Below are 20,631 nucleotides of genomic sequence, written 5' to 3'. Positions count from 1 at the left end.
ATGACCGAGATCGGCACGGGACCTCAGGGCGCCCAGGCTTTCGAGTTATCGAGCAAGGATGGGGACACTCGTGTCGCCGAGTTCGAGGTGCGGGCGCGATCGCTGCCGCGCAAGCTGCAGCACTACCTGCACGCCAATCCGACTGTGGTGCCCGCCATCGTGCTGCTGATCGGCGTGGTGGCGTTCAGCCTCGTGGTCGGCGGGCGCTTCCTGTCGATGTTCAACATGTCCCTGATCATCCAGCAGGTGACGATCATCGGCGTCATTGGCGTGGCGCAGACGCTGATCGTGATCACGGCCGGCATCGATCTCTCCGTCGGCGCCACGATGGTGCTGTGCTCGGTGATCATGGGCAAACTCGCGGTGATGATGGGCGTGCCGGCGCCGCTCGCGCTTGGCATCGGGCTCGCCGTCGGCGCGCTGTGCGGGGCGATGAACGGCCTGCTGGTCACCGGCTTCAAGCTGCCGCCCTTCATCGTCACGCTCGGCACTTGGTCGATCTTCTTCGCGCTCAATCTCTGGTACTCGGCCTCGCAGACCATCCGCTCGCAGGACGTCGCCAAGGCGGCACCGCTGCTGCAATGGCTGGGGCGGCCGGTCGATGTGCTCGGCGCCCGCTTCACCTATGGCTCGTTCTTCATGCTCGGCCTGGTCGCGCTGATCTGGTACGTGCTGAACCGCACCGCTTTTGGCCGCCATCTCTATGCGGTCGGCGATGATCCCGACGCGGCGCGCCTGACCGGCATCCGCACCGACCGCATCCTGTTCTCGGTCTATGTGCTGGCCGGACTGATCTCCGCGCTCGGTGGCTGGGCGCTGATCGGACGCATCGGCTCGGTGAGTCCGCAGGCCGGCCAGACCGCCAATCTCGACAGCATCACCGCGGTCGTGGTGGGCGGCGCCAGCCTGTTCGGCGGCCGCGGCTCGATCATCGGCACCCTGATCGGCGCCCTGATCGTCGGCGTGTTCCGCAACGGCCTCGCGCTGTCCGGCGTCGACGTGCTGTGGCAGGAGTTCACGGTCGGCTGGCTGATCATCATCGCGGTCGCGCTCGACCAATGGATCCGCAAGGTGTCGGCATGAGCACGGCGAGCAGCACGCCCAAAGGCGAGCCGAAGGGTGAACCGATCTTGCAGGCCCGCGGCCTGATCAAGCGCTACGGCCGGGTCACCGCGCTCGACCGCGCCGATTTCGATCTTCACGAAGGCGAGATCCTCGCCGTGATCGGCGACAACGGCGCCGGCAAATCTTCGCTGATCCGCGCGCTGTCAGGCGCGCTGGTGCCGAACGAAGGCGAGATCAGGCTGGACGGGCAGCCGGTCGCCTTCCGTTCGCCGCTCGACGCACAGGCCGCCGGCATCGAGACCGTGTATCAGACGCTGGCGCTGTCGCCGAGCCTGTCGATCGCCGACAACCTGTTTCTCGGTCGCGAGCTGCGCAAGCCGGGTCTGCTCGGCAGGTATCTGCGCATGCTCGATCGCAAGGCGATGCAGCGCATCGCCCGCGAGAAGCTCACCGAGCTCGGGCTGATGACGGTGCAGAACATCAACCAGCGCGTCGAGACCCTGTCGGGCGGCCAGCGCCAGGGCGTGGCGGTGGCACGCGCCGCCGCCTTCGGCTCGCGCGTCGTGATCATGGACGAGCCGACGGCCGCGCTCGGCGTGAAGGAATCGCGCCGCGTATTGGAGCTGATTTTGGACGTGCGGCGCCGCGGCATCTCGGTCGTCCTGATCAGCCACAACATGCCGCATGTGTTCGAGATCGCCGATCGCATCCACATCCACCGGCTCGGCCGGCGGCTGACGGTGATCGATCCGAAGGACTACACGATGTCCGACGCGGTCGCTTTCATGACCGGCGCGCGGGTGCCCGTGGAGGCGGCGGCGTGAGCATGCTTTCGATTGGGGTGAAGTAGTAGCCAAGCAAGAGCTCTGACCCTCTCCCCTTGTGGGAGAGGGTGCCTGAGCGAAGCGAAGGCGGGTGAGGGGTCTCTCTCGGCACTCGCGAATGCCGAGAGAGACCCCTCACCCGGCTCAATCTCACTTCGTTCGATTTCGCCACCCTCTCCCACAAGGGGAGAGGGTGCACTTCCCGTGCCGAAGCAGAGCGTCAAAAACTAACAGAACGTCACGTATATTTGCGTCATGCTCCCGGCATTGCCCGCTCGTCACCGCTTCAGCCGATATCCCGTCTTGAAGATCCACCAGACGATCGCAAGGCAGATGGCAAGGAACACCAGGGTCATGCCGATGCTGATCTCGACGTTGACGTCGGCGATCTCGTAGAAGCTCCAGCGGAAGCCGGAGATCAGGTAGACGACCGGATTGAGCAGCGCGATCGAGCGCCAGGCCGGCGGCAGCATGTTGACCGAATAGAAGCTGCCACCGAGGAAGGTCAGCGGCGTCACCACCAGCATCGGGATCATCTGCAGCTTCTCGAAGCCGTCCGCCCAGATGCCGATGATGAAACCGAACAGGCTGAAGGTCGCCGCCGTCAGCACCAGGAAGGTCAGCATCCACAGGGGATGATGGATGTGCAGCGGCACGAACAGGCCCGCAGTGGCGAGGATGATCAGGCCGAGAATGATCGACTTGGTGGCGGCGGCACCGACATAGCCGATCACGATCTCGAAATGCGAGATCGGCGCCGACAGGATCTCGTAGATCGTGCCGACGAATTTCGGGAAATAGATGCCGAACGAGGCGTTGGCGATGCTCTGCGTCAGCACCGACAGCATCACCAGGCCCGGCACGATGAAGGTGCCGTAGCTGACGCCCTCGACCTGGCTGATGCGCGAGCCGATCGCGGCGCCGAACACCACGAAATACAGCGAGGTCGAGATCACGGGCGAGACGATGCTCTGCAGGATCGTGCGCCAGGTGCGCGCCATCTCGAATTTGTAGATCGCGCCGATTGCTCGAAAATTCATGATTGGTGCACCAAGCTCACAAAGATGTCTTCCAGCGATGATTGCTGGGTCTCGAGGTCGGCAAAGCGGATGCCGGCGTTACGCAGATCGCCGAGCAGGCTGGTGATGCCGGTGCGCTCGACGCGCGTGTCGTAATCGTAGCTCAGGTGCCAGCCGTCCTCCGCCAGCGCGAGCTGATAGGGGGCGAGCACTTCGGGGATGGCGTCGAGCTTCTGCTGCAGATGCAGCGTCAGCCGCTTCTTGCCGAGCTTCTGCATCAAGGTGGCCTTGTCCTCGACCAGGATGATGCGGCCGCTGTTGATGACGCCGACGCGGTCGGCCATCTCCTCGGCCTCCTCGATGTAATGCGTGGTCAGGATGATGGTGACGCCGGCGCTCTTCAGCTCGCGCACCACCTCCCACATGCCCTTGCGCAGCTCGACATCGACGCCCGCGGTCGGCTCGTCGAGAAACAGGATCTGCGGCTCGTGCGACAACGCCTTGGCGATCATCACGCGCCGTTTCATGCCGCCCGACAGGGTGATGATCTTGGAGTCCTTCTTGTCCCAGAGCGACAGGTCCTTCAGGATCTTCTCGATGAGGACCGGGTTCTTCGGCTTGCCGAACAGGCCGCGGCTGAAGCTCACGGTCGCCCACACGGTCTCGAAGGAATCGGTGTGCAACTCCTGCGGCACCAGCCCGATCAGCGAGCGCGCCGCCCGATAGTCGGTGATGATGTCGTGGCCGCCGACCGCAACCTTCCCGCCGCTCGGATTGGCGATGCCGCAGATGATGCTGATCAGCGTGGTCTTGCCGGCGCCGTTGGGGCCGAGCAGCGCGAAGATCTCGCCGCGCTCGATCGTCAGATCGATTTTGTTCAAGGCGGTGAAGCCGGATGGATAGGTCTTGGACAGACCGGAGACGGAGATGACGGGAGCCATGCGTGATCGGAAAGAGGAACGCGGCCATAGGGAACCGCTGGAAGGGCGAAGCGCACAGATAGGAACGCAGCCCACCGCACGCAATCTTGAGGCGTGCGTGAACGGCGGCGATTTACGGGCTTTTCTGCGACCAATTTGGGTGAGTGTTGCCTGCCAGACACGTCTTCGATGGTAACATGCAGCAAGCTCGCTGCTGCATGTTGCATCTGCGAGTATCTGGATATTACGGTCGCGCGCGTCGCGACATTTCTGCCGCGGAGGAGGACCGATGACGCCACGAAGCCGCATCACCCGATCGGACCGCAGGGTCTCGGTTGTCGTCCGGTGGCTGAGCGCGGGGGCGCTCGCTCTGTCGATGCTGCTGCCGTCAGCTACGGCGCCAGTTCAGGCTGCGCCCTTGCGGGCTGCTGCGGTGTCGCCCGTGTCTGCAAGCACCACCCATGTCTATCTGCTGCGCGGCGTCCTCAACATCTTCTCGCTCGGACTGGACGATATCGCCGCCCAGCTGCGGGCCCAGGGCATTCCGGTGACGGTCGCGAACTTCATCTCCTGGTCCTCGCTCGCTGATGAGGCGGCCGCAGGCTATCGGTCCGGCCAGATCAAGACCGTCATCCTGGTCGGGCACTCCTCCGGCGCGACCGCGCTGCCGGACATGATCGCCAAGCTCGGCCAGCTCGGCGTGCCGGTGAAGCTCGCGATCGGTCTTGATTCGGTGTTCAAGACCAAGCTGGTCGCCGGCAATGCCGAGCGATACATCAATTTCTACATCGCCAATGGCGCCGGCGAGCCGGTCCGTCGCGACGACGGCTTCCGCGGCAAGCTGGAGAATGTCGACGTCGAGTCGGTTCCCGGGGTCGGCCATGTCACGATCGAGAAGAACGCGATCATGCAGCAGAAGGTGATCGGCGCGATCGATTCGGTGGTGTTCGGCGGCCGGCGGCAGCCGGGCCCGGCGCCGGTTGCGGCCGGCAGGCAGCGGGCGGCGAGCGCCGCCGGCTCGCGCAACTAGACTAGGGCAGCCGACGGAGGCGGGCGCCGACGGCGCTGCCTCAAATTGTGCCGATTTGCGGGCGACAAGCAGGGCCAGACGGGGATACCCTTTCCCCTATGTCACCCCCGGGAGGCGCATGACCGGTCTCGGACGCATTGCCGCCATCGGCGTGCTCGCGCTTTTCGCCGCTGCGGCCATTCATGGTGGCGCGATGGCGGGGCCTGCGGGCGCGCCCAAGCCTGTTTCTAACGCTCCTGTTGGTGCACCGGCCGCCGCTGAGTCATTGATCTCCCCGCCGTCGGAAACTCCGACGCCGGCAAGCCTGCCGCCGCGCGTCTACATCTTCCGTGGCGCGCTGGGTCCGATCTTCTCCACCGGCATGGACCGATTGGCCGAGAAGCTCGAGAAGGCCGGCTTCTGGGCCACCGTCTACGAGTTCACCCTCTGCGACCTGATCGAGTTGCAGGTCGAGAAATCCTATCGCGAGCAGCCTGCGCCGATCGTGCTGATCGGCCATTCCATGGGCGGCCTGTGCAGCGTCCGGATCGCGACCGCACTCGAGAAGGAACACATCCCGGTCAGCCTCGTGGTGACGGTCGACCCGGCGCATGCGACCAAGAGCGTGCCGCTTAACGTGCAGCGCTTCATCAACATCTTTCTGTCCGACAACATTCTCGGCGGCGGCGACGTGAAGCCCGAGCCGGGCTTTCGCGGCCATTACGCGAGCTACGACATGAAGGATCATGACGAGATCACGCACATCAACATCGACAAGATGGCGGATGTGCACGCCCAGCTCGTCACCATGATCGGCCAGCTCAACCAGACGCCGGCGGCCGCAGATGCCGATCCGGTGCAGTTGCGCTATCTGGTGCCGCCGAAGACCTCGCTCGAGCTGTGGGACAGCGGTGTGCCACTCTTCGTGCGCCCGGGCGACACGCTCGAGCAGATCGCCGACACTTATCACCTCCCGCTTTGGGCCGTGCAGCAGTCCAATCAGGGTGCGGGCAGCGGGCCGCTGATGCCGGGCGAGCGGATCGTCATTCCCCGGCATCTGTTGCCGGCGAGCGCCGGCGCGCCGGAGGCGACGGCGAGTGGCGCGCCGGTCACGACCGCGCGACCGAAGGCTGCAGCTCAGCGCAGCGCGGGCAGGGGGAAGACGGCCACATCGCAAGCCACCGCCAGCGCCGATTCGTCCGCGGCGGCGGCTCAGCCCGGCGGCAAGAACGGGATGATCATCGGCACGCGGCGGCAATAGGCGCCGTAGTCCGGGCCGAGCTCCTGCGAGAGGAATGTTTCCTCCATCTTCGCTTTCCAGCTCATGCCGAGCGAGATCAGGATCGCGCCGACAATGGCGCTGATGGTGCCGACCGCGACGCCGGTTGCGATCATGCCGATGATCAAGCCGGTGTAGATCGGGTGCCGCACCATGCCGTAGGGCCCGGTGTCGATCACCTTGTGACCTTCCTTGTGCGTGATCGCGTTCGACCAGAAGCGGCCGAGATGGATGCGCGCCCACCAGGTGAAGCTAATGCCGGCCAGCGTGATGATGGTCAGCACGGCGAAGCCGAACTCACCGAAGCTGAAAATCGGCGTCTCGCCGAGCACGCGCGCCGTCCAGGGCGTGAACAGGATGCCGCCGAGCACGATCAGCAGGTGATAGCGGCTCGTCTTGACCACCGTGACATGCTTGCGGGTCTGGCCCGACCAGAACGAGGCGCCCACCCAGCTCGCAAGCCAGACCAGCCAGATGATGGCGAGCAGCGAGGTGGGCCAGGTCGTGGTCCATCCGCTGAACGCAAACCGAAGGATTTCGCTGCCCGACATGTCTTGACCGCTCTCTGACCTACGACCGGTCGCTCTTACCTATTCGGCCGCCGTGCGAAAAGGGTGTTGTTTGACGTCGAGCCCTCTGCCGTCGGTCTCTGTCTGCAGCAGGAAGGCGATGGTCTCCCGGAGAGTCGGCTCGATCGCGCGCGGTGCATAGCCGAGCTCGCGCCTCGCCCTGTCGATCGACAGGTCGGAGGCATGCAGCGCGATCCGCACACCTTCGGCGGTACCCGTTGGCGGCCGCCGGGTGATGTGATCGGAGACGAATTCCAGCATGCCGGCGGATAGCTCGGCGAGCCGGCCGGGCACGGGAATCGCGAGATGCTTGCGGCCGCTGATCGCCGCCACCAGCTGCAGGATCCGGCTGAGGTGCAGGCTCTCGCCGCCGAACACATAGCGGCCACCGATCTTGCCGCGCTCCATCGCCAGGATCAGGCCGGCCGCGACGTCGCGCACGTCGACCAGATTGACGATGAAATCGAGATAGAGCTGGACCCGGCTGCCGAGGAAATGCCGCAGCATCGCCGATGGCGGGGTCAGGTTGCTGTCATGCGGGCCGATCGGCATTGTCGGCGTGCCGACCACCACCGGAAAGCCCTCGGCGGCGGCCTGCATCGCCCGTGCTTCGGCCAATGCCTTGGAGCGGGTATAGGCGCCGGGCATCGCATCCGCAGGCGGCGCTGTCGGCGCCTCCGCCGCGCCTTCCGCGCGCGGATAGTCGAACAGGATCGATTCGGTCGAGCAGTGCAGGAAGCGCTGCACCTTGCCCGCGCGCGCGGCAGCAAGAACGGTCTCGGTGCCCTGGCAATTGACCCGGTGGAAATCCTGCCGATCGGGCATCCACATGCCGGGCAGACCGGCCAGATGATAGACCTGTTCGACGCCGTCGACCGCCTCGCGCACGACCGCGGGATCGAGCACCGAGCCCTCGATATACTGCACATCGGCGACCATCTGCGTCGGGCAACGCACGTCGAGCACGCGCACCCGCGCGCCCCGCGTCGCGAGTGCCACGACGAGATGTTGGCCGATGAATCCGCTGCCGCCGGTGACGAGAACGTTCATTAGGGGTGCGAGTGCTGATCGCCTTGGAGCTGTTCCGAACGACGTCGATGCGACGGCCAATCCGGCGCGATGAGGTCCGCGATCGTAGGCCGGAAGCCGAGCGCCATATACAATTTCGCCATCACGAACATCGGTCCAAGCCAGAGATGAGCGGGGTGATCCAACAGTGACGGCTTATTACGTTCGAAAACCTGGTGGCCGACGGCCTGCGCCGTGAGACCGAGGACGATCAGCGTCGCGAACAGCGCCCACAGGGCGATGCCATGGACGTGATCGACGATCATCATGGCAGCGGCAAGGAACAGGACGGCGAAAGCGAGAATCCCGGCGCCTAGTGCCGCGTCGAGCAGCAGCCAGTAGACCAGGACAGGCAGCGTCAGGATCGCGCCCAAGCTGATCTTCAGGCCGAAGGCATCGAACTGCCACAGGCTCAAGGGAAGCACGGCGCCGAGAAACAGCAAGATGATGCCGATCACGTGCATCAGGCCATTCCGCGGGTCCCGATGATATTCGACATAGTCGATCATTTGGCGTCGAAACAGGTCGCTCATACCGGACTCGCTCGTCAATGAGGTCGAGGACCGCTCAATCGACGGCCGCAAAGATGGGGCTATACCATCAAGCGCCAGCGCCGACAAACCGCGAATCGGACCCGCTCGTAAAGGCCATTTGTCGCGCTGCCGTGACGTCTTTTGGCCCCGAATCGGGTTCCCGCCGCAGCATGGCGGCTTCGACGGGGGGCAGGATGCAGTGATGTTGTCACAGTGCAACAGTCGCACGGGTGCGCGATCGATTTATTCCGCGCGGGCGGGTCCCGATCCAGTCTATTTGCGGCGCTTTTTGGCCGCCGCCGGGGCGGACGCCGCCGGAGCCGCTACTGGAGCCGCGGTCTCTTCCGGGACTTTGGCGATCGTGAAGATCTGAATCTGCTGGTTGATCGGCGCGGTGGGACGTGCCGGGTCAAGCAACTGCTCTTCGCCGAGCCCGATCGATTGCAGCCGCTTGGCCGAAATCTTGAAGGTATTCACCAGGATGTCGCGGATCGCATCGGCACGGCGCTGGCTCAGGATCACGTTGGGCTCGCGCTTGCCGTTGGCCTCGATGTGGCCGACGATCAGGAAGGTGTAGGGCAGCAGCGATGAATTCACCATCGCATCGGCGATGCGGCCGACCGTCTGGTAGGAGTCGGGGCGCACGATCGGCGTGTCGACGTCGAACTGAATGTCAACATTGAGCGCCGGCAGATTCATCAGGTCCGGCGCGATCGGCGGCCGCTTCTGCGGCGGCGGTTCGTTGCGTCCACGCAGGCGCGAGCGTTCCTGGGTCTGCGTTCGCAAGGCAGGCAGATCCAGGGTCGGCGGGTTGTCGAAATGATTGAGCCGGCTGATGATCTCGTCGCGGGTCTGGGCATGGACCGGCGCATTGAGGCCGGCATAGACGAGCAGGGCGGCCGCGAACGTGCCGAGCACACTTCCGGCTCCGCGCATCAGCGGTACCCCGCGTCCCCGATCGCCTGCTGACAGCGCGCGCTGACGCCGTTCGCGCTGATCAGGCAAGGGATCGATTTGGAGGTTTCCTTGGTCGAGCCCGCGCAGATCTTCACGATCTCATGCGTGCAGGCATTGGCGACCGAGACCCTGGCTGCGATGCGCTTCTGGATCGCGTCAAACGCCTTCGGGTAATTGGCCTTGCAGGCCGGCGAGATCACATCCTGGTTGCGCGACAGGCATTCCTTCAGACGCGAGGAATCGAGATTGACGCCGCGGCAGTTGGCTTCGATATCGGCGGCGCAGTTCGAGGCGATCAGCGCCGACGCATCGCCAAAGCTCATCGTCTCCGCCGCCACATGCGACGGCGCGACCAGCGCGACACAAAACAGGATCAAGCCTCCCCGAACCATGGCCGCATCTCATACGACGCGAGCCGCCATGGTCAAGACCCAAGAAAGGCAGATCAGGGCGGAGTTGTGGAGTTCGCCGCGCTGACGCGGCGGAAGGCAGATTGGCAGCTTCGTGATTCGGTCCGCTAGGCCCGCTGCACGAAGCTATCGACGACCTTCTTCTCGCCGGCCTTGTCGAAGGCGATGGTCAGCTTGTTGCCGTCCACTTTCACCACATGGCCGTAGCCGAACTTCTGGTGGAAGACGCGGTCATCGAGCGCAAATTCCGACGTGGTGCCGGTGGACTTGGCCACCAGCTCGCCCTCGATCGTCACGGGTGAGCGCTTGTTGCGGCCAAAGCTGCCGAAATCATCGCCCATGCCGAACGGCGACTGGTCTTCGCTGAAGCCGCCAGAGGACTGACCACTCGCCTGACCACCGCCGCCCCGTCCGCCGGGACGACGGGCCTGGGCGCGCTGCCATCCAGGTGTCGAATAGCTGGAGCCGAAGGATTCCACGTTGTCGAAGCGCGAAGGACCATAGCCGCCGGCGCCGCCCCAGCCAGAGCCGCCCTTGGACTCGGTGATCTCGACACTGGCCGCCGGCAATTCGTCGAGGAAGCGCGATGGGATGGTGGTGGTCCAAGTGCCGTGGATTCGGCGGTTGGTCGCGAAATAGAGTTTCGCGCGACGCCGCGCGCGGGTCAGGCCAACATGCGCAAGACGCCGCTCCTCCTCGAGCCCGGCGCGGCCCTGTTCGTCGAGCGTGCGCTGGCTCGGAAACAGCCCTTCCTCCCAGCCCGGCAGGAACACGTTGTCGAACTCCAGCCCCTTCGCCGAGTGCAAGGTCATCAGCGACACCGCCTCGTCGTCGCTGCCGCCCTCGCGGTCCATCACCAGCGAGATGTGCTCGAGGAAGCCGTGCAGGTTCTCGAACTCCTCCATCGAGCGCACGAGCTCTTTCAAATTGTCGAGCCGGCCGGCGGCATCGGCCGAGCGGTCCTTCTGCCACATGTCGGTGTAGCCGCTCTCGTCGAGCACGATCTCGGCCAGCGCTGTATGGGCGGTAACCTCGCTCTGCGCGCGCCAGCGGTCGAACTGCAGGATCACCTGCCGCAGCGAGCTGCGCGCCTTTGGCTTCAATTCGTCCGTCTCGACCACCGCGCGCGCGGCTTCGAACAGCGGAATCCGGCGCTTGCGCGCATGGTCATGCAGCATCTGCACGGTGGCCTCGCCGAGGCCGCGCTTGGGCACATTGACGATGCGCTCGAAGGCGAGATCGTCGGCCGGCGAGTTGATCACGCGCAAATAGGCCAGCGCATCGCGGATCTCGGCGCGCTCGTAGAAGCGCGGGCCGCCGATCACGCGATAGGGCAGGCCGAGCGTGACGAAGCGGTCTTCGAACTCGCGCATCTGATAGGAGGCGCGCACCAGGATCGCGATCTCGTTGAGATGCTCGCCCTTGCGCCGCAGCTCCTCGATCTCCTCGCCGATCGCGCGGGCTTCCTCTTCGGAATCCCAGGCGCCGGTCACGGTGACCTTCTCGCCCTCGACGTCCTCGGTGCGCAGCGTCTTGCCGAGCCGGCCCTCGTTATGCGTGATCAGATACGACGCTGCGGCAAGGATGTGACCGGTTGAGCGATAATTGCGCTCGAGCCTGATGACCTTTGCGCCGGGGAAATCGTGCTCGAAGCGCAGGATGTTGTCGACCTCGGCGCCGCGCCAGCCATAGATCGACTGGTCGTCATCGCCGACACAGCAGATGTTCTTGGGCGGGGCGGCAGCCACTTGCTCCGCTGAACCCTCTCCCTTTGTGGGAGGGGGGGCCGAGCGAAGCGAGGCGGGCGAGGGGTCTCTATCCGTGGGCGCAGGAGCAAGCGGAGAGAACCCGTCACCCGGCTCGGTTTCGCTTTGCTCAACCGGTCCACCCTCTGCCACAGGGGGAGAGGGTGCGCCAGCACGTGTAGCAACAGCGCGTGCCGGCGAGGGCGCCTGCGCCAGCAGTCGCAGCCAGAGATATTGCGCGACGTTGGTGTCTTGATACTCATCCACCAGGATGAACTTGAAACGGTGCTGATACTGCCGCAGCACGTCCGGGTTCTCGCGGAACAGCCGGATGCCCTCCAGCAACAGGTCACCGAAATCGGCGGCGTTGAGGATCTTCAGCCGCTCCTGATAGCTCGCATAGAGCTTGCCGCCCTTGCCATTGGCGAATACGGCGGCCTCGCCCGAGGGCACCTGCGAGGGCAGGAGACCGCGATTCTTCCAGCCGTCGATCAGCCCGGCCAGCATCCGCGCCGGCCAGCGCTTGTCGTCGATGTTCTCGGCCTGAAGGAGCTGCTTGAGCAGCCGCACCTGGTCGTCGACATCGAGCACGGTGAAGTTGGATTTCAGCTGCACCAGCTCGGCATGGGTGCGCAGGATGCGGCCGGCGATCGAGTGGAAGGTGCCGAGCCACGGCATGCCTTCGACCGCCTGGCCCAGCATCTCGGCGAGCCTGCCCTTCATCTCGCGCGCCGCCTTGTTGGTGAAGGTGACCGAGAGGATCTCGTTCGGCCGGGCGCGGCCCTGGCTCAGGATATGGGCGATGCGCGTCGTCAGCACGCGCGTCTTGCCGGTGCCGGCGCCGGCCAGCACCAGGACCGGACCGTCCAGCGTCTCCACCGCCTCGCGCTGCTCCGGATTGAGGCCGGCGAGATAGCGCGGCCCGCCGGTCGCAGCAGCGCGGGCGCGCGCAGCGATACCGCCGGCGGCAGGCTGGTGCTCGGGAGCGGGATAAGGGCTCAGTCGGTTGGGCTCGGTCATCAGCGAATCAGTCTCGTCCCCACGGTGACACCGCGAAGCTTCAAAGGGGAGCCTTCTTAGCAGGGATTAAGGGCGATATGGGGTCGCCTCCCATCGTTTTACAGAGCTAAATCGGCCCTCGGGGGCCGCGCTCCCAGGATGCACGACGGATTTCGTTCCTCGCTTTTCAGAAATTATCCCACCCCGCCGCCCTGGAACTATCGTTCCCAGCCCGGATTGTCTCGGCAACGGTTCCTCTGAACCGCAAATCGAGAGCAATTCGCAAGCTAGAGGGTCGTATCATGTTAGGCTGGGTGGTCACTTTCCTGATCATCGCGCTGATCGCGGGCATCCTTGGCTTCGGCGGCATCGCCGGTGCCTCCGTCGAGATCGCCAAGATCATCTTCTTCATCGCGGTCGTGCTGTTCCTGGTCTCCGCCGTTGTCGGCGTGGCGCGCGGCCGAAACCGGGTCTGACCTCAAGCCCCTGACATTGAGGTCGGCTGCAAGGGCGCGGTGCTCTCCCGGCGAGGCACTGCGCCCTTTCTCGTTTAACGTCTTACGGACTGGCGCAGCTAGCCAATCCCGCTACCATCGCCCCACACCGCCGTGAGAGCGGAAGAGGGGCGCCGCATGAAATTGTCCGAATACCTCGCGCACGATGCCGTTGCGCTGGCCGAGCGCGTTGCGAGTCGCGAAGTGAGCGCGGCCGAACTCCTCGACCTTGCGCTCAAGCAGAGCGCGCGAACGCAGGCCAAGACCAATGCGATCTGCCGAATGATGGAGCAGGAGGCGCGCGCGCAGATCGGGCGCCAGCCGGCCGGCCCGTTCGGCGGTGTGCCGTTCCTGATCAAGGATTGCGCGCAGGACTATGCCGGCCTGCCGACCAGCTTTGGTAGCCGCGCACTCGCGAGCAACGTCGCCTCCGAGCACGCTTATGTGGTCAGGCGTTATCTCGATGCCGGACTTGTGATCTTCGGCAAAACCAATTTGCCGGAGTTGGCATTGAAGGGCGTCAGCGACTCCCGGGCGTTCGGCCGCAGCTGCAATCCCTGGAACATCGATCACACGCCCGGCGGCTCGAGCGGCGGCACCGCGGCCGCGGTCGCCTCCGGTGTGGTGCCGATGGCGGCCGGCAATGACGGCGGCGGTTCGATCCGGATTCCCGCCGCCTGCTGCGGCTTGTTCGGGCTCAAGCCGTCACGCGGGCTGGTCTCGTCGGGACCGGCCTATGGCGAATATTGGTACGGTGCCTCCAGCGAGGGCGTGATCTCGCGCAGTGTGCGCGACAGCGCGGCCGCGCTGGACGTGATCGCGGGCGCCGAGCGAGGTGATCCCTTTCTTTGTGCCGAGCCGCCGGTGGTCTATGCGCAGGCGATGATGCGCGATCCGCCGCGCCTGCGCATCGGCTTCACGACGGCCTCGCCGATCGGCACTGAGGTGCATGCGGAAGCGAAGGCCGCTGTCGAAGGCGCGGTGAAGCTGCTGCAACGCCTCGGCCATGAGGTCGAGGAAGCGTCCCCCGAGATCGACGGCACGGCGCTCGCCAAATCCTTCCTGCACATCTATTTCGGCCAGGTGCCGGCGATGGTGGCGCGTGCGTCCGCCAACGGGGCTGGACGTGACGATTTCGAGCTGTTGACGCGCGTGCTGGCGGCGATCGGCGGTGCGATCTCGGCCGGCGCGCTGACCACGCAGCTGCTGAAGTGGAACGAGTTTGCTCGCGCATTGGCGCGCTTCCACGCGCGCTATGACTTCTTGCTGACGCCGACGCTGGCGCATCCGCCGATTCGTCACGGCCAGGGCGATCCGAGCCGCACCGAGCAGATGCTGCTGAACATGCTCGATCGCACCGGACTGCTCGGGCTGCTCGCGCGCGCCGGCCTGCTCGACGGCACCATCGACAAGATCGCGCGTGACAGCCTGCAATATGTGCCCTTTACGCAAGCAGCCAATCTCACCGGCACGCCGGCGATGAGCGTGCCACTGCACTGGACCGCCGACGGTCTGCCGCTCGGTGTGCAATTCGTCGGCCGGCTCGGCGACGAGCCGCGCCTGTTGCAGCTCGCCCGTCAGCTCGAGCATGCGCAGCCCTGGTTCGACAGATTGCCAGCGTGGGTGCGGGAGGAGTGAAAAGACGTTGGTAGTTGACGCAAGCAATGGTGCGCTCCCTCTGCCCGTTCTTACGGGGACGCGACGAGCTTCGCTCGCGCTGGGAGGGTTGGGCTGAGGGGCCGGCGCTCGCGTCGTATGAGTTGTTAGACCTGTACCCCCTCACCCGGATCGCTTCGCGATCCGACCTCTCCCCGCAAGCGGGGCGAGGTCAAAGAGCGCGCGCCGGTGAAATGCCGGCTCAGCAGCGCTGCGAGTTGGCGCGGATGGGTCGCGATCATGAAATGCGCGGCGTCGCCGAGCATCATGATGTCCGCGTTGGGGATCGACCAGCCGATCAGCTCGTTGGCGCGCTTCGGCGCGCCGTGGCTGGTCTCGCCATAGACCACCAGCGTCGGCGTCGCCACGCGCGTCAGCATGGCCGGTGTCAGCGGATAGCCATAGGCGCAGGCCCAGTCGCGGATGTTCACCTCGGTCGTGGCAATGGCGTAGTCGCGCACGCGCTGCGGCCAGGCTGAGAACGTCCCATCGCCGCCATAGAAATCGATCATTGACTGGATCGCGTCTGTGCGGCCGCTGCGGAAGGCGTTGAAATACAGCTCGGTCATGCTGCGAAACGCAGCGTAATGCGCGCGCTCATGGCACGATTTCAGGATTTCCGGCGCCGGCGATTCCAGGATGGTCAGGCTCTGCAGCAGCTCCGGGCTGCGCAGCGCGACCGCGAGCGCGACCAGTCCGCCGAAGGAATGGCCCACCAGATGAACCGGCGCGCCGGCCCGCGCAATCACCGCTTCGATGATCTCGGCCTCGAGCGCGATGTCATTGTTGCCGGCGCCGCGGCGCTCGGCGGTGCGGCCATAGCCGAGCAGGCTGGTGGTGACGCAGCGATAGGCGCCCTGCCATTGCGTGATGAGCGGCCGCCAGGCGGCGCCGGTCGCGCAGGAGCCGGGCACCAGCACCACGGTCGGCCCTTCGCCGGTTTCGTCATATTCGATCGGGCCGCGCGGATCGTCGATCATGGGCGGCAACTCCACTCAACTGATTGGGACGCGAGAGATGTGCGCGGCCCGTATGTCATGTCCGCTCTGTCCTCGCGTCCTCCATTGAGACGATGTGAGATCGCCGTTACCGCCTGGCGATGACGATCTCGAGATATTCGGAAGGCACCACCATGGTGCCGTCTTCGGCGCGGTTGAGCGTGGCGATCAGCGCCAGCAGGTCGCGCTCCAGCGCATCCTGATTGGCCGCATCGAGCGCGGCGAAGGCCTTCAGCACCGGGCCGTAATAGGTCTCGAAGACGTCGAGGAAATGCTCGGGCGAGCGGTAGCGGAACATGAACTGGCGCCGTTCGCAGCGGATGCTGCTCGCGGCGGCGCCGAACATCTCGGTGATTCGCGCCTCCGTGCCCCACAGCGCCGGTGATTTCAAGCCGGCCGGCGGCGGCAGATATGTGCCGAGCGTCTTGAACACCTGGCCGATGAAGCCCTCCGGCGTCCAGTTGGCGAGTCCAATTTTGCCGCCCCGCCGGCAGACGCGCGCGAGTTCTGCGGCCGCTCTGTCCTGGTTCGGCGTGAACATCACCCCGAAGGTCGACACCACCGCATCGAACGCGCCGTCGTCAAACGGCAGCGCCTCGGCATCGGCCTCCCTGAACGTGACCGACAGCCCGTCGGCGGTGGCACGCAGGCGCGCGCGTTCGAGCAACGCCGGCACGTAGTCCGTTGAGACGACGTCGCACCAGCGGCGCGCCGCAGCCAAGGTCGCGTTGCCGTTGCCGGCGGCGACATCCAATACCCTCTGGCCCGCGCGCAGGTCGAGCGCCTCGCACAGCTCTTCGCCGACGATCTGCAAGGTGGTGCCGATGATGGCGTAGTCGCCCGACGACCACGCGCCGTGCTGGCGTTTTTTGACAGCATCGAAATCGGGCTGCACGTTCGCTTCATTTGTTACAATCGAAACCACCATAATCATGCTCCCGTGCTTTTGGCGCGCCTGCCGGATCGATAGTGGGCTTCGATCTGAGCGCTCTCGCGGCGGATTCGTTCGCCAAGCATCTGCAAGACCCGGCCTTCCAAGCCGCACAGGCGTGCGCGACAGTCCTGTAAAATTGTCGTCAGCAATGCCATGAAATGTCCTCGCTCATTGAACATGCCGCGCATCTAAGCGACACATCCGGGACGCCGCTATCCAGATCGCGACACGCCTATCCGGATTGCGAACTTTTCGCCGCCGCCGGCGACATATGGCTAATTCATCTTCGCGAGTGATCGGAGATCGTCGCATGATCTCAGCCACGATCGGGGTGCCAGAACCGGGCCAGCCTCAACCGCGCAGCGTCCGTCGCGCGCTGCAGGCGATGCGCGCGGATCTCGAACGGCATTGGACGATCGGCGAGCTCGCCAAAATCGCCGGTGTTTCCGCGCGAACCCTGCAGCGGCAATTTCACGCCTGCTATGACAAATCGCCGCAGTCCGTCTTGCGCGACATCGGCTTCGAGCGCGCCCGGCAGGAGCTGTTGCGAGGCGGCGCCGAGGACAAGGTGATGGATGTCGCCCTGCGCTGCGGGTTTGGACATTACGGCCGCTTCGCCGTCGATTATCGCCGCCGCTTCGGCGAGACGCCGTCACAGACCTTGAAGCGGCGAGCGGTGCTGGCCCATCAACTTGCGGCCAAGCTTCCCGCGACGATCTCTGCACAGCGGCGGCCGACCCTTGCATTCGAGCGGATCGAGGCGGGCGCCGGCCATGAGGACGTCGCCGCAAGCCTGGCTGACGATCTGATCGCTGCGTTGACGCGGTCGGGATTTGCCGTCGTTGCCGGCGCCGCGCCTTATCGGATGCACGGCGCGATTCGTGCGGACGCTGTCGGTGAGGCGCGGCTGACGCTCCAGCTGATCGATCATGCGAGCGGCCGCATGCTCTGGGCGCAGCGTCTGGACGGTATTCTCGGCTACGATGCCGAAGGCTGCGAGCAATTGGCGACCCGTGTCGTCGCGGCACTGCAGCCGCACCTGCGCGGTGCCGAGATCGATCGCGCCTTCCGGAAACCCGATGCAGAACTCACGGCGCACGATCTGGCGCTGCGGGCAATGCCTGGCGTGCTCTCGCTCGACGCGGAAGGCAATGCGCGGGCGTTCGAACTTTTGCAGCAGGCCCTCGATATGGCTCCGGAGGAAGGGCTCGCCACTGCGCTCGCGGCGTGGGTTCATGCCCAGCGCGTCGTCTATCACTTCTCATCGAATACGGCGGACGATCGGGCGCGAGGCCTCGCGCTCGCCGGCCAGGTGGGCGCGCAGTCGGCGGACGCGACCGTGCTTTGTCTGCTCGGCAATGCGCTGACCGTGCTGGACGCGCTTGGTGATGCCGATCAGGTCATCCGCAAGGCGCTGGCGGTCGACGGCGGCTCGGCATGGGCCTGGAGCCGCAGCGGCTGGCTCGACGTCTACCGCGGCGATCCGGCGTCGGCGATCGAGCGCTTTCGCATCGCACTCGACCTCGCGCCGCAGGACCCGCTTGCCTTCAACAGCATGGTTGGTATCGGCTGTGCGCATTTCAACGCCGGCCGGTACATCGAGGCCGCACGCTGGCAGCAGCGCGCGTTGCTGGAACACCCGTCGGCGCTGTGGGTGCACCGGACGATGTGCCCGGCCTATCTGCTCGCGGGTGCGGGCGACGAGGCAAGGCGCAGCATGCAGGCGCTGCGTGCGCATTATCCGGAGTTGACGTTATCGGAGGTGCGGCGTGGCACGCCGCCGCTGCCGGATTCCTATCTCAGCCTGATGTTCGAGGCGCTGTCCGACGCAGGCCTGCCGGCTTAGGCCTTCGCGCGCGGCATTGCGATCGCGCGGCCGAGCCCGTCGGGGCGCGGCAAGGCGGCATGCGCATCGGCCACCGCGCGGATGCGCGCCGCAATGTCAGGTGGGAATGGCGCGACCTTGCGCTTGGTCATGTCGATATGAACGGACATGTTCTCCGATGTCGCCGACAGCCAGCCTTCGCCGGCATGGCGCAGCTCCTGGAACGTGTGCAGCCGCTTCTCGTCCGCAGCGATCAGCTGGACCGCGATCTGCACGGGATCGCGCAGATGGATCTCACGCAGATAACGCACATGGCATTCGGCAGTGAAGGTCGAGCCATGGCGCTCCGCCTTGTAGGCCGGACCGATGCCGAGCTGGTGCCACAGCTCGTCGATCGCCCGGTCGAACATCACGTGATAGTAGGCCATGTTGAGATGACCATTATAGTCGATCCATTGCGGCTCGATCTGCATCACCGAGGACAGGAAAGGACCGGTAGCGCCCGCGTCGGTGGTTGTGGCGATTTCCGTCATTGCTATTCCGTCTGCTCCCTTGACCCTCCAGGCATCCTTTGCCACGGTCCGCGGCGCATTCGGAGGACCCCAGTTGGCTACCACGATTCCCCACCACGACCTGAAGCGCCCGGAACCGGGGGCACTCAAGGCTGCGCTGGATGCGCTCGCCGCGCGGTTCGGCAACCGGCTCATCACCTCGCAGGCCGTGCGCGAGCAGCACGGGCATACCACGACCTGGCTGCCCACGCAGCCGCCGGATGGCGTGGTGCTGGCGCAGGAAACGGCCGACATCCAGGACGTGGTGCGGATCTGTGCGAAACATGGCGTGCCGGTGATCCCGTTCGGCACTGGCACCTCGCTGGAGGGCCAGGTCAATGCGCCGATCGGTGGCATCTGCGTCGACCTGCGCGACATGAACAAGGTGCTTGCGGTGCATGCCGAGGACCTCGACTGCGTGATCCAGCCCGGCGTGACCCGCAAGGCGCTGAACGAGCATCTGCGCGACCAGGGGCTGTTCTTTCCGATCGATCCCGGCGCCGATGCATCGCTCGGCGGCATGGCCTCGACCCGCGCGTCGGGCACGAACGCCGTGCGCTACGGCACCATCCGCGAGAACGTACTTGCCTTGAAGGTCGTGCGCGGCGACGGCGAGATCATCACCACGGGCACGCGCGCCAAGAAGTCCGCAGCAGGCTATGACCTGACGCATCTCTTCATCGGCGCCGAAGGCACGCTCGGCATCATCTGCGAGCTGACCATGCGACTGCGCGGCATCCCGGAGACGATCGCCGCCGCGGCCTGCTCGTTCGAGACCGTTGGCGGCGCCTGCCAGGCCACCATCCTCGCGATCCAGACCGGCATTCCGCTGGCCCGCATCGAGCTGCTCAACGCCGCGCAGGTGAAGGCCTGCAACGCCTATTCGAAGCTCACGCTGCCGGAGACGCCGCTGCTGCTGCTCGAGTTCCACGGCAGCGAGGCCGAGGTCGCCGAGCAGTCGAAGAATTTCGCCGAGATCGCGAGGGAGTGCGGTGGCGGCGAGTTCACCTGGACGACGCGGCCGGAAGATCGCACGAAGCTCTGGCAGGCGCGGCACGACGCCTATTGGTCCATCAAGGCCCTTCGCCCGGGCGTAGGTGTCATCGCCACCGACGTTTGCGTGCCGATCTCGCGCCTTGCCGATTGCGTCACCGAGACCGAAGAGGATATCGCGCGTTTCAACCTGATCTCGCCGATCGTCGGCCACGTCGGCGATGGCAACTTCCACTGCTCGCTGACATGCGACCTCGATGATGCCGACGAGACGGCGCGCTGCGAGGAGTTCATGCATCGCCTGGTCGAGCGCGCGCAAGGCATGGGCGGCACCTGCACCGGCGAGCACGGCATCGGGCAGGGCAAGCAGAAATATCTCAAGGCCGAACTGGGTGCGGAGGCGCTGGACGCGATGCGCGCGATCAAGCGCGCGCTGGATCCGCAGAACATCTTCAACCCCGGCAAGATCGTGCCGGCAGTGTAGGTCTACTGATGTTTGATTGAGTTGCTGTAGATAGTCCGAATGAGCTGAAGTGGCGCTCCTGCCACGAGCTCGGTGCACCCTCTCCCCTTGTGGGAGAGGGTGGATCGCCGACGCGGTACGCGGCGGCGAGCCGGGTGAGGGGTCTCTATCCGCGGAGACAGACCCCTCACCCGGCGCGCATTTCGCGGAGCCTGTCATCGGGCGGCGCTTCGCGCCGACCCGTTGGCTCATGCTCGCCACCCTCTCCCACAAGGGGAGAGGGTGCACTGCCCGTGTAGTTCGATTGCTGGTTCGCATCC

At 65.5% G+C, this 20,631-nt stretch carries 19 protein-coding genes; 8 read left to right on the top strand and 11 right to left on the bottom strand.

The features are described from left to right. Positions 1-1,083 carry an ABC transporter permease gene (locus P6U24_RS29425; RefSeq protein ID WP_407155927.1) on the top strand — a complete coding sequence of 361 codons (1,083 nt, stop codon included), beginning with the start codon at positions 1-3 and terminating at the stop codon, positions 1,081-1,083. Next, positions 1,080-1,889 carry an ATP-binding cassette domain-containing protein gene (locus P6U24_RS29420; RefSeq protein ID WP_407155926.1) on the top strand — a complete coding sequence of 270 codons (810 nt, stop codon included), beginning with the start codon at positions 1,080-1,082 and terminating at the stop codon, positions 1,887-1,889. The genes P6U24_RS29425 and P6U24_RS29420 overlap by 4 nt, the downstream gene beginning before the upstream one ends. Before the next feature lie 278 nt (positions 1,890-2,167). On the opposite strand, the gene P6U24_RS29415 is transcribed toward P6U24_RS29420, so the two are convergent. Both P6U24_RS29415 and P6U24_RS29410 read right to left on the bottom strand, forming a co-directional pair. Further along, positions 2,168-2,929, bottom strand: a complete 762-nt coding sequence (locus tag P6U24_RS29415) for an ABC transporter permease (protein WP_407155925.1) — start codon at positions 2,927-2,929, stop codon at positions 2,168-2,170. Next, on the bottom strand, positions 2,926-3,849 hold the full coding sequence (locus tag P6U24_RS29410; protein ID WP_407155924.1) for an ABC transporter ATP-binding protein: 924 nt from the start codon (positions 3,847-3,849) through the stop codon (positions 2,926-2,928). The genes P6U24_RS29415 and P6U24_RS29410 overlap by 4 nt, the downstream gene beginning before the upstream one ends. A gap of 268 nt (positions 3,850-4,117) precedes the next feature. Between P6U24_RS29410 and P6U24_RS29405 the strand changes: the two genes are divergently transcribed. Both P6U24_RS29405 and P6U24_RS29400 read left to right on the top strand, forming a co-directional pair. Continuing rightward, entirely contained in the window at positions 4,118-4,858 is a 741-nt protein-coding gene (locus P6U24_RS29405) for a hypothetical protein (RefSeq protein ID WP_407155923.1), read from the top strand. A 118-nt stretch (positions 4,859-4,976) separates the two neighbouring features. Next, complete coding sequence (locus P6U24_RS29400) at positions 4,977-6,098, top strand: alpha/beta fold hydrolase (protein ID WP_407155922.1); 1,122 nt, start codon at positions 4,977-4,979, stop codon at positions 6,096-6,098. Here the strand turns inward: P6U24_RS29400 and P6U24_RS29395 are convergent. The 6 genes from P6U24_RS29395 to P6U24_RS29370 all read right to left on the bottom strand — a co-directional run bounded on the left by P6U24_RS29395 (position 6,050) and on the right by P6U24_RS29370 (position 12,418). Next, positions 6,050-6,667: a methyltransferase family protein gene (locus P6U24_RS29395; protein ID WP_407155921.1), complete on the bottom strand. Its 618-nt coding sequence runs from the start codon at positions 6,665-6,667 to the stop codon at positions 6,050-6,052. The two genes, P6U24_RS29400 and P6U24_RS29395, sit on opposite strands and share 49 nt — an antisense overlap. Positions 6,668-6,706: 39 nt before the next feature. After that, entirely contained in the window at positions 6,707-7,735 is a 1,029-nt protein-coding gene (locus P6U24_RS29390; RefSeq protein WP_407155920.1) for an NAD-dependent epimerase/dehydratase family protein, read from the bottom strand. Continuing rightward, a complete protein-coding gene (locus tag P6U24_RS29385; protein WP_407155919.1) occupies positions 7,735-8,286 on the bottom strand; it encodes a DUF962 domain-containing protein in 552 nt (183 codons plus the stop codon). Before P6U24_RS29385 ends, P6U24_RS29390 begins: the two co-directional genes overlap by 1 nt. Positions 8,287-8,559: 273 nt before the next feature. Then, positions 8,560-9,222: an OmpA family protein gene (locus P6U24_RS29380; RefSeq protein ID WP_407155918.1), complete on the bottom strand. Its 663-nt coding sequence runs from the start codon at positions 9,220-9,222 to the stop codon at positions 8,560-8,562. After that, positions 9,222-9,635 (bottom strand): hypothetical protein, encoded by a 414-nt coding sequence (locus tag P6U24_RS29375; RefSeq protein ID WP_407155917.1) that lies wholly within the window; start codon positions 9,633-9,635, stop codon positions 9,222-9,224. The genes P6U24_RS29380 and P6U24_RS29375 overlap by 1 nt, the downstream gene beginning before the upstream one ends. A 125-nt stretch (positions 9,636-9,760) precedes the next feature. After that, positions 9,761-12,418 carry a UvrD-helicase domain-containing protein gene (locus tag P6U24_RS29370; protein WP_407155916.1) on the bottom strand — a complete coding sequence of 886 codons (2,658 nt, stop codon included), beginning with the start codon at positions 12,416-12,418 and terminating at the stop codon, positions 9,761-9,763. Between the two features lie 281 nt (positions 12,419-12,699). Between P6U24_RS29370 and P6U24_RS29365 the strand changes: the two genes are divergently transcribed. Together P6U24_RS29365 and P6U24_RS29360 are read left to right on the top strand one after the other, a co-directional pair. After that, positions 12,700-12,873, top strand: a complete 174-nt coding sequence (locus P6U24_RS29365) for a DUF1328 domain-containing protein (protein ID WP_407155915.1) — start codon at positions 12,700-12,702, stop codon at positions 12,871-12,873. A 156-nt stretch (positions 12,874-13,029) separates the two neighbouring features. Next, positions 13,030-14,529: an amidase gene (locus P6U24_RS29360; protein ID WP_407155914.1), complete on the top strand. Its 1,500-nt coding sequence runs from the start codon at positions 13,030-13,032 to the stop codon at positions 14,527-14,529. Between the two features lie 125 nt (positions 14,530-14,654). Here P6U24_RS29360 and P6U24_RS29355 read toward each other — a convergent pair whose 3' ends face one another. After that, a complete protein-coding gene (locus P6U24_RS29355; RefSeq protein WP_407155913.1) occupies positions 14,655-15,527 on the bottom strand; it encodes an alpha/beta fold hydrolase in 873 nt (290 codons plus the stop codon). A gap of 106 nt (positions 15,528-15,633) precedes the next feature. Then, entirely contained in the window at positions 15,634-16,473 is an 840-nt protein-coding gene (locus tag P6U24_RS29350) for a class I SAM-dependent methyltransferase (RefSeq protein ID WP_407155912.1), read from the bottom strand. 316 nt (positions 16,474-16,789) lie between these two features. Between P6U24_RS29350 and P6U24_RS29345 the strand changes: the two genes are divergently transcribed. Continuing rightward, the gene (locus P6U24_RS29345) at positions 16,790-18,325 is read left to right on the top strand and encodes a helix-turn-helix domain-containing protein (RefSeq protein ID WP_407155911.1); all 1,536 of its coding nucleotides are present in this window, start codon (positions 16,790-16,792) and stop codon (positions 18,323-18,325) included. Here the strand turns inward: P6U24_RS29345 and P6U24_RS29340 are convergent. Further along, positions 18,322-18,837 carry a thioesterase family protein gene (locus P6U24_RS29340; RefSeq protein WP_407155910.1) on the bottom strand — a complete coding sequence of 172 codons (516 nt, stop codon included), beginning with the start codon at positions 18,835-18,837 and terminating at the stop codon, positions 18,322-18,324. The genes P6U24_RS29345 and P6U24_RS29340 overlap by 4 nt on opposite strands. A 73-nt stretch (positions 18,838-18,910) precedes the next feature. Here P6U24_RS29340 and P6U24_RS29335 point away from each other — a divergent pair, with 73 nt between their 5' ends. After that, entirely contained in the window at positions 18,911-20,332 is a 1,422-nt protein-coding gene (locus P6U24_RS29335) for an FAD-binding oxidoreductase (RefSeq protein WP_407155909.1), read from the top strand. Positions 20,333-20,631 lie beyond the last annotated feature (299 nt).

The organism is Bradyrhizobium sp. STM 3557, assembly GCF_045571465.1.
In the GTDB taxonomy this organism is placed as follows: domain Bacteria; phylum Pseudomonadota; class Alphaproteobacteria; order Rhizobiales; family Xanthobacteraceae; genus Bradyrhizobium.
This window is presented reverse-complemented; position numbering and strand designations above follow the sequence as displayed.

Coding starts and splice junctions, on each gene's coding strand:
- P6U24_RS29425 (WP_407155927.1), top strand. CDS start 1: ATGACCGAGATCGGCACGGGACCTCAGGGCGCCCAGGCTTTCGAGTTA.
- P6U24_RS29420 (WP_407155926.1), top strand. CDS start 1,080: ATGAGCACGGCGAGCAGCACGCCCAAAGGCGAGCCGAAGGGTGAACCG.
- P6U24_RS29415 (WP_407155925.1), bottom strand. CDS start 2,929: ATGAATTTTCGAGCAATCGGCGCGATCTACAAATTCGAGATGGCGCGC.
- P6U24_RS29410 (WP_407155924.1), bottom strand. CDS start 3,849: ATGGCTCCCGTCATCTCCGTCTCCGGTCTGTCCAAGACCTATCCATCC.
- P6U24_RS29405 (WP_407155923.1), top strand. CDS start 4,118: ATGACGCCACGAAGCCGCATCACCCGATCGGACCGCAGGGTCTCGGTT.
- P6U24_RS29400 (WP_407155922.1), top strand. CDS start 4,977: ATGACCGGTCTCGGACGCATTGCCGCCATCGGCGTGCTCGCGCTTTTC.
- P6U24_RS29395 (WP_407155921.1), bottom strand. CDS start 6,667: ATGTCGGGCAGCGAAATCCTTCGGTTTGCGTTCAGCGGATGGACCACG.
- P6U24_RS29390 (WP_407155920.1), bottom strand. CDS start 7,735: ATGAACGTTCTCGTCACCGGCGGCAGCGGATTCATCGGCCAACATCTC.
- P6U24_RS29385 (WP_407155919.1), bottom strand. CDS start 8,286: ATGAGCGACCTGTTTCGACGCCAAATGATCGACTATGTCGAATATCAT.
- P6U24_RS29380 (WP_407155918.1), bottom strand. CDS start 9,222: ATGCGCGGAGCCGGAAGTGTGCTCGGCACGTTCGCGGCCGCCCTGCTC.
- P6U24_RS29375 (WP_407155917.1), bottom strand. CDS start 9,635: ATGGTTCGGGGAGGCTTGATCCTGTTTTGTGTCGCGCTGGTCGCGCCG.
- P6U24_RS29370 (WP_407155916.1), bottom strand. CDS start 12,418: ATGACCGAGCCCAACCGACTGAGCCCTTATCCCGCTCCCGAGCACCAG.
- P6U24_RS29365 (WP_407155915.1), top strand. CDS start 12,700: ATGTTAGGCTGGGTGGTCACTTTCCTGATCATCGCGCTGATCGCGGGC.
- P6U24_RS29360 (WP_407155914.1), top strand. CDS start 13,030: ATGAAATTGTCCGAATACCTCGCGCACGATGCCGTTGCGCTGGCCGAG.
- P6U24_RS29355 (WP_407155913.1), bottom strand. CDS start 15,527: ATGATCGACGATCCGCGCGGCCCGATCGAATATGACGAAACCGGCGAA.
- P6U24_RS29350 (WP_407155912.1), bottom strand. CDS start 16,473: ATGGTGGTTTCGATTGTAACAAATGAAGCGAACGTGCAGCCCGATTTC.
- P6U24_RS29345 (WP_407155911.1), top strand. CDS start 16,790: ATGATCTCAGCCACGATCGGGGTGCCAGAACCGGGCCAGCCTCAACCG.
- P6U24_RS29340 (WP_407155910.1), bottom strand. CDS start 18,837: ATGACGGAAATCGCCACAACCACCGACGCGGGCGCTACCGGTCCTTTC.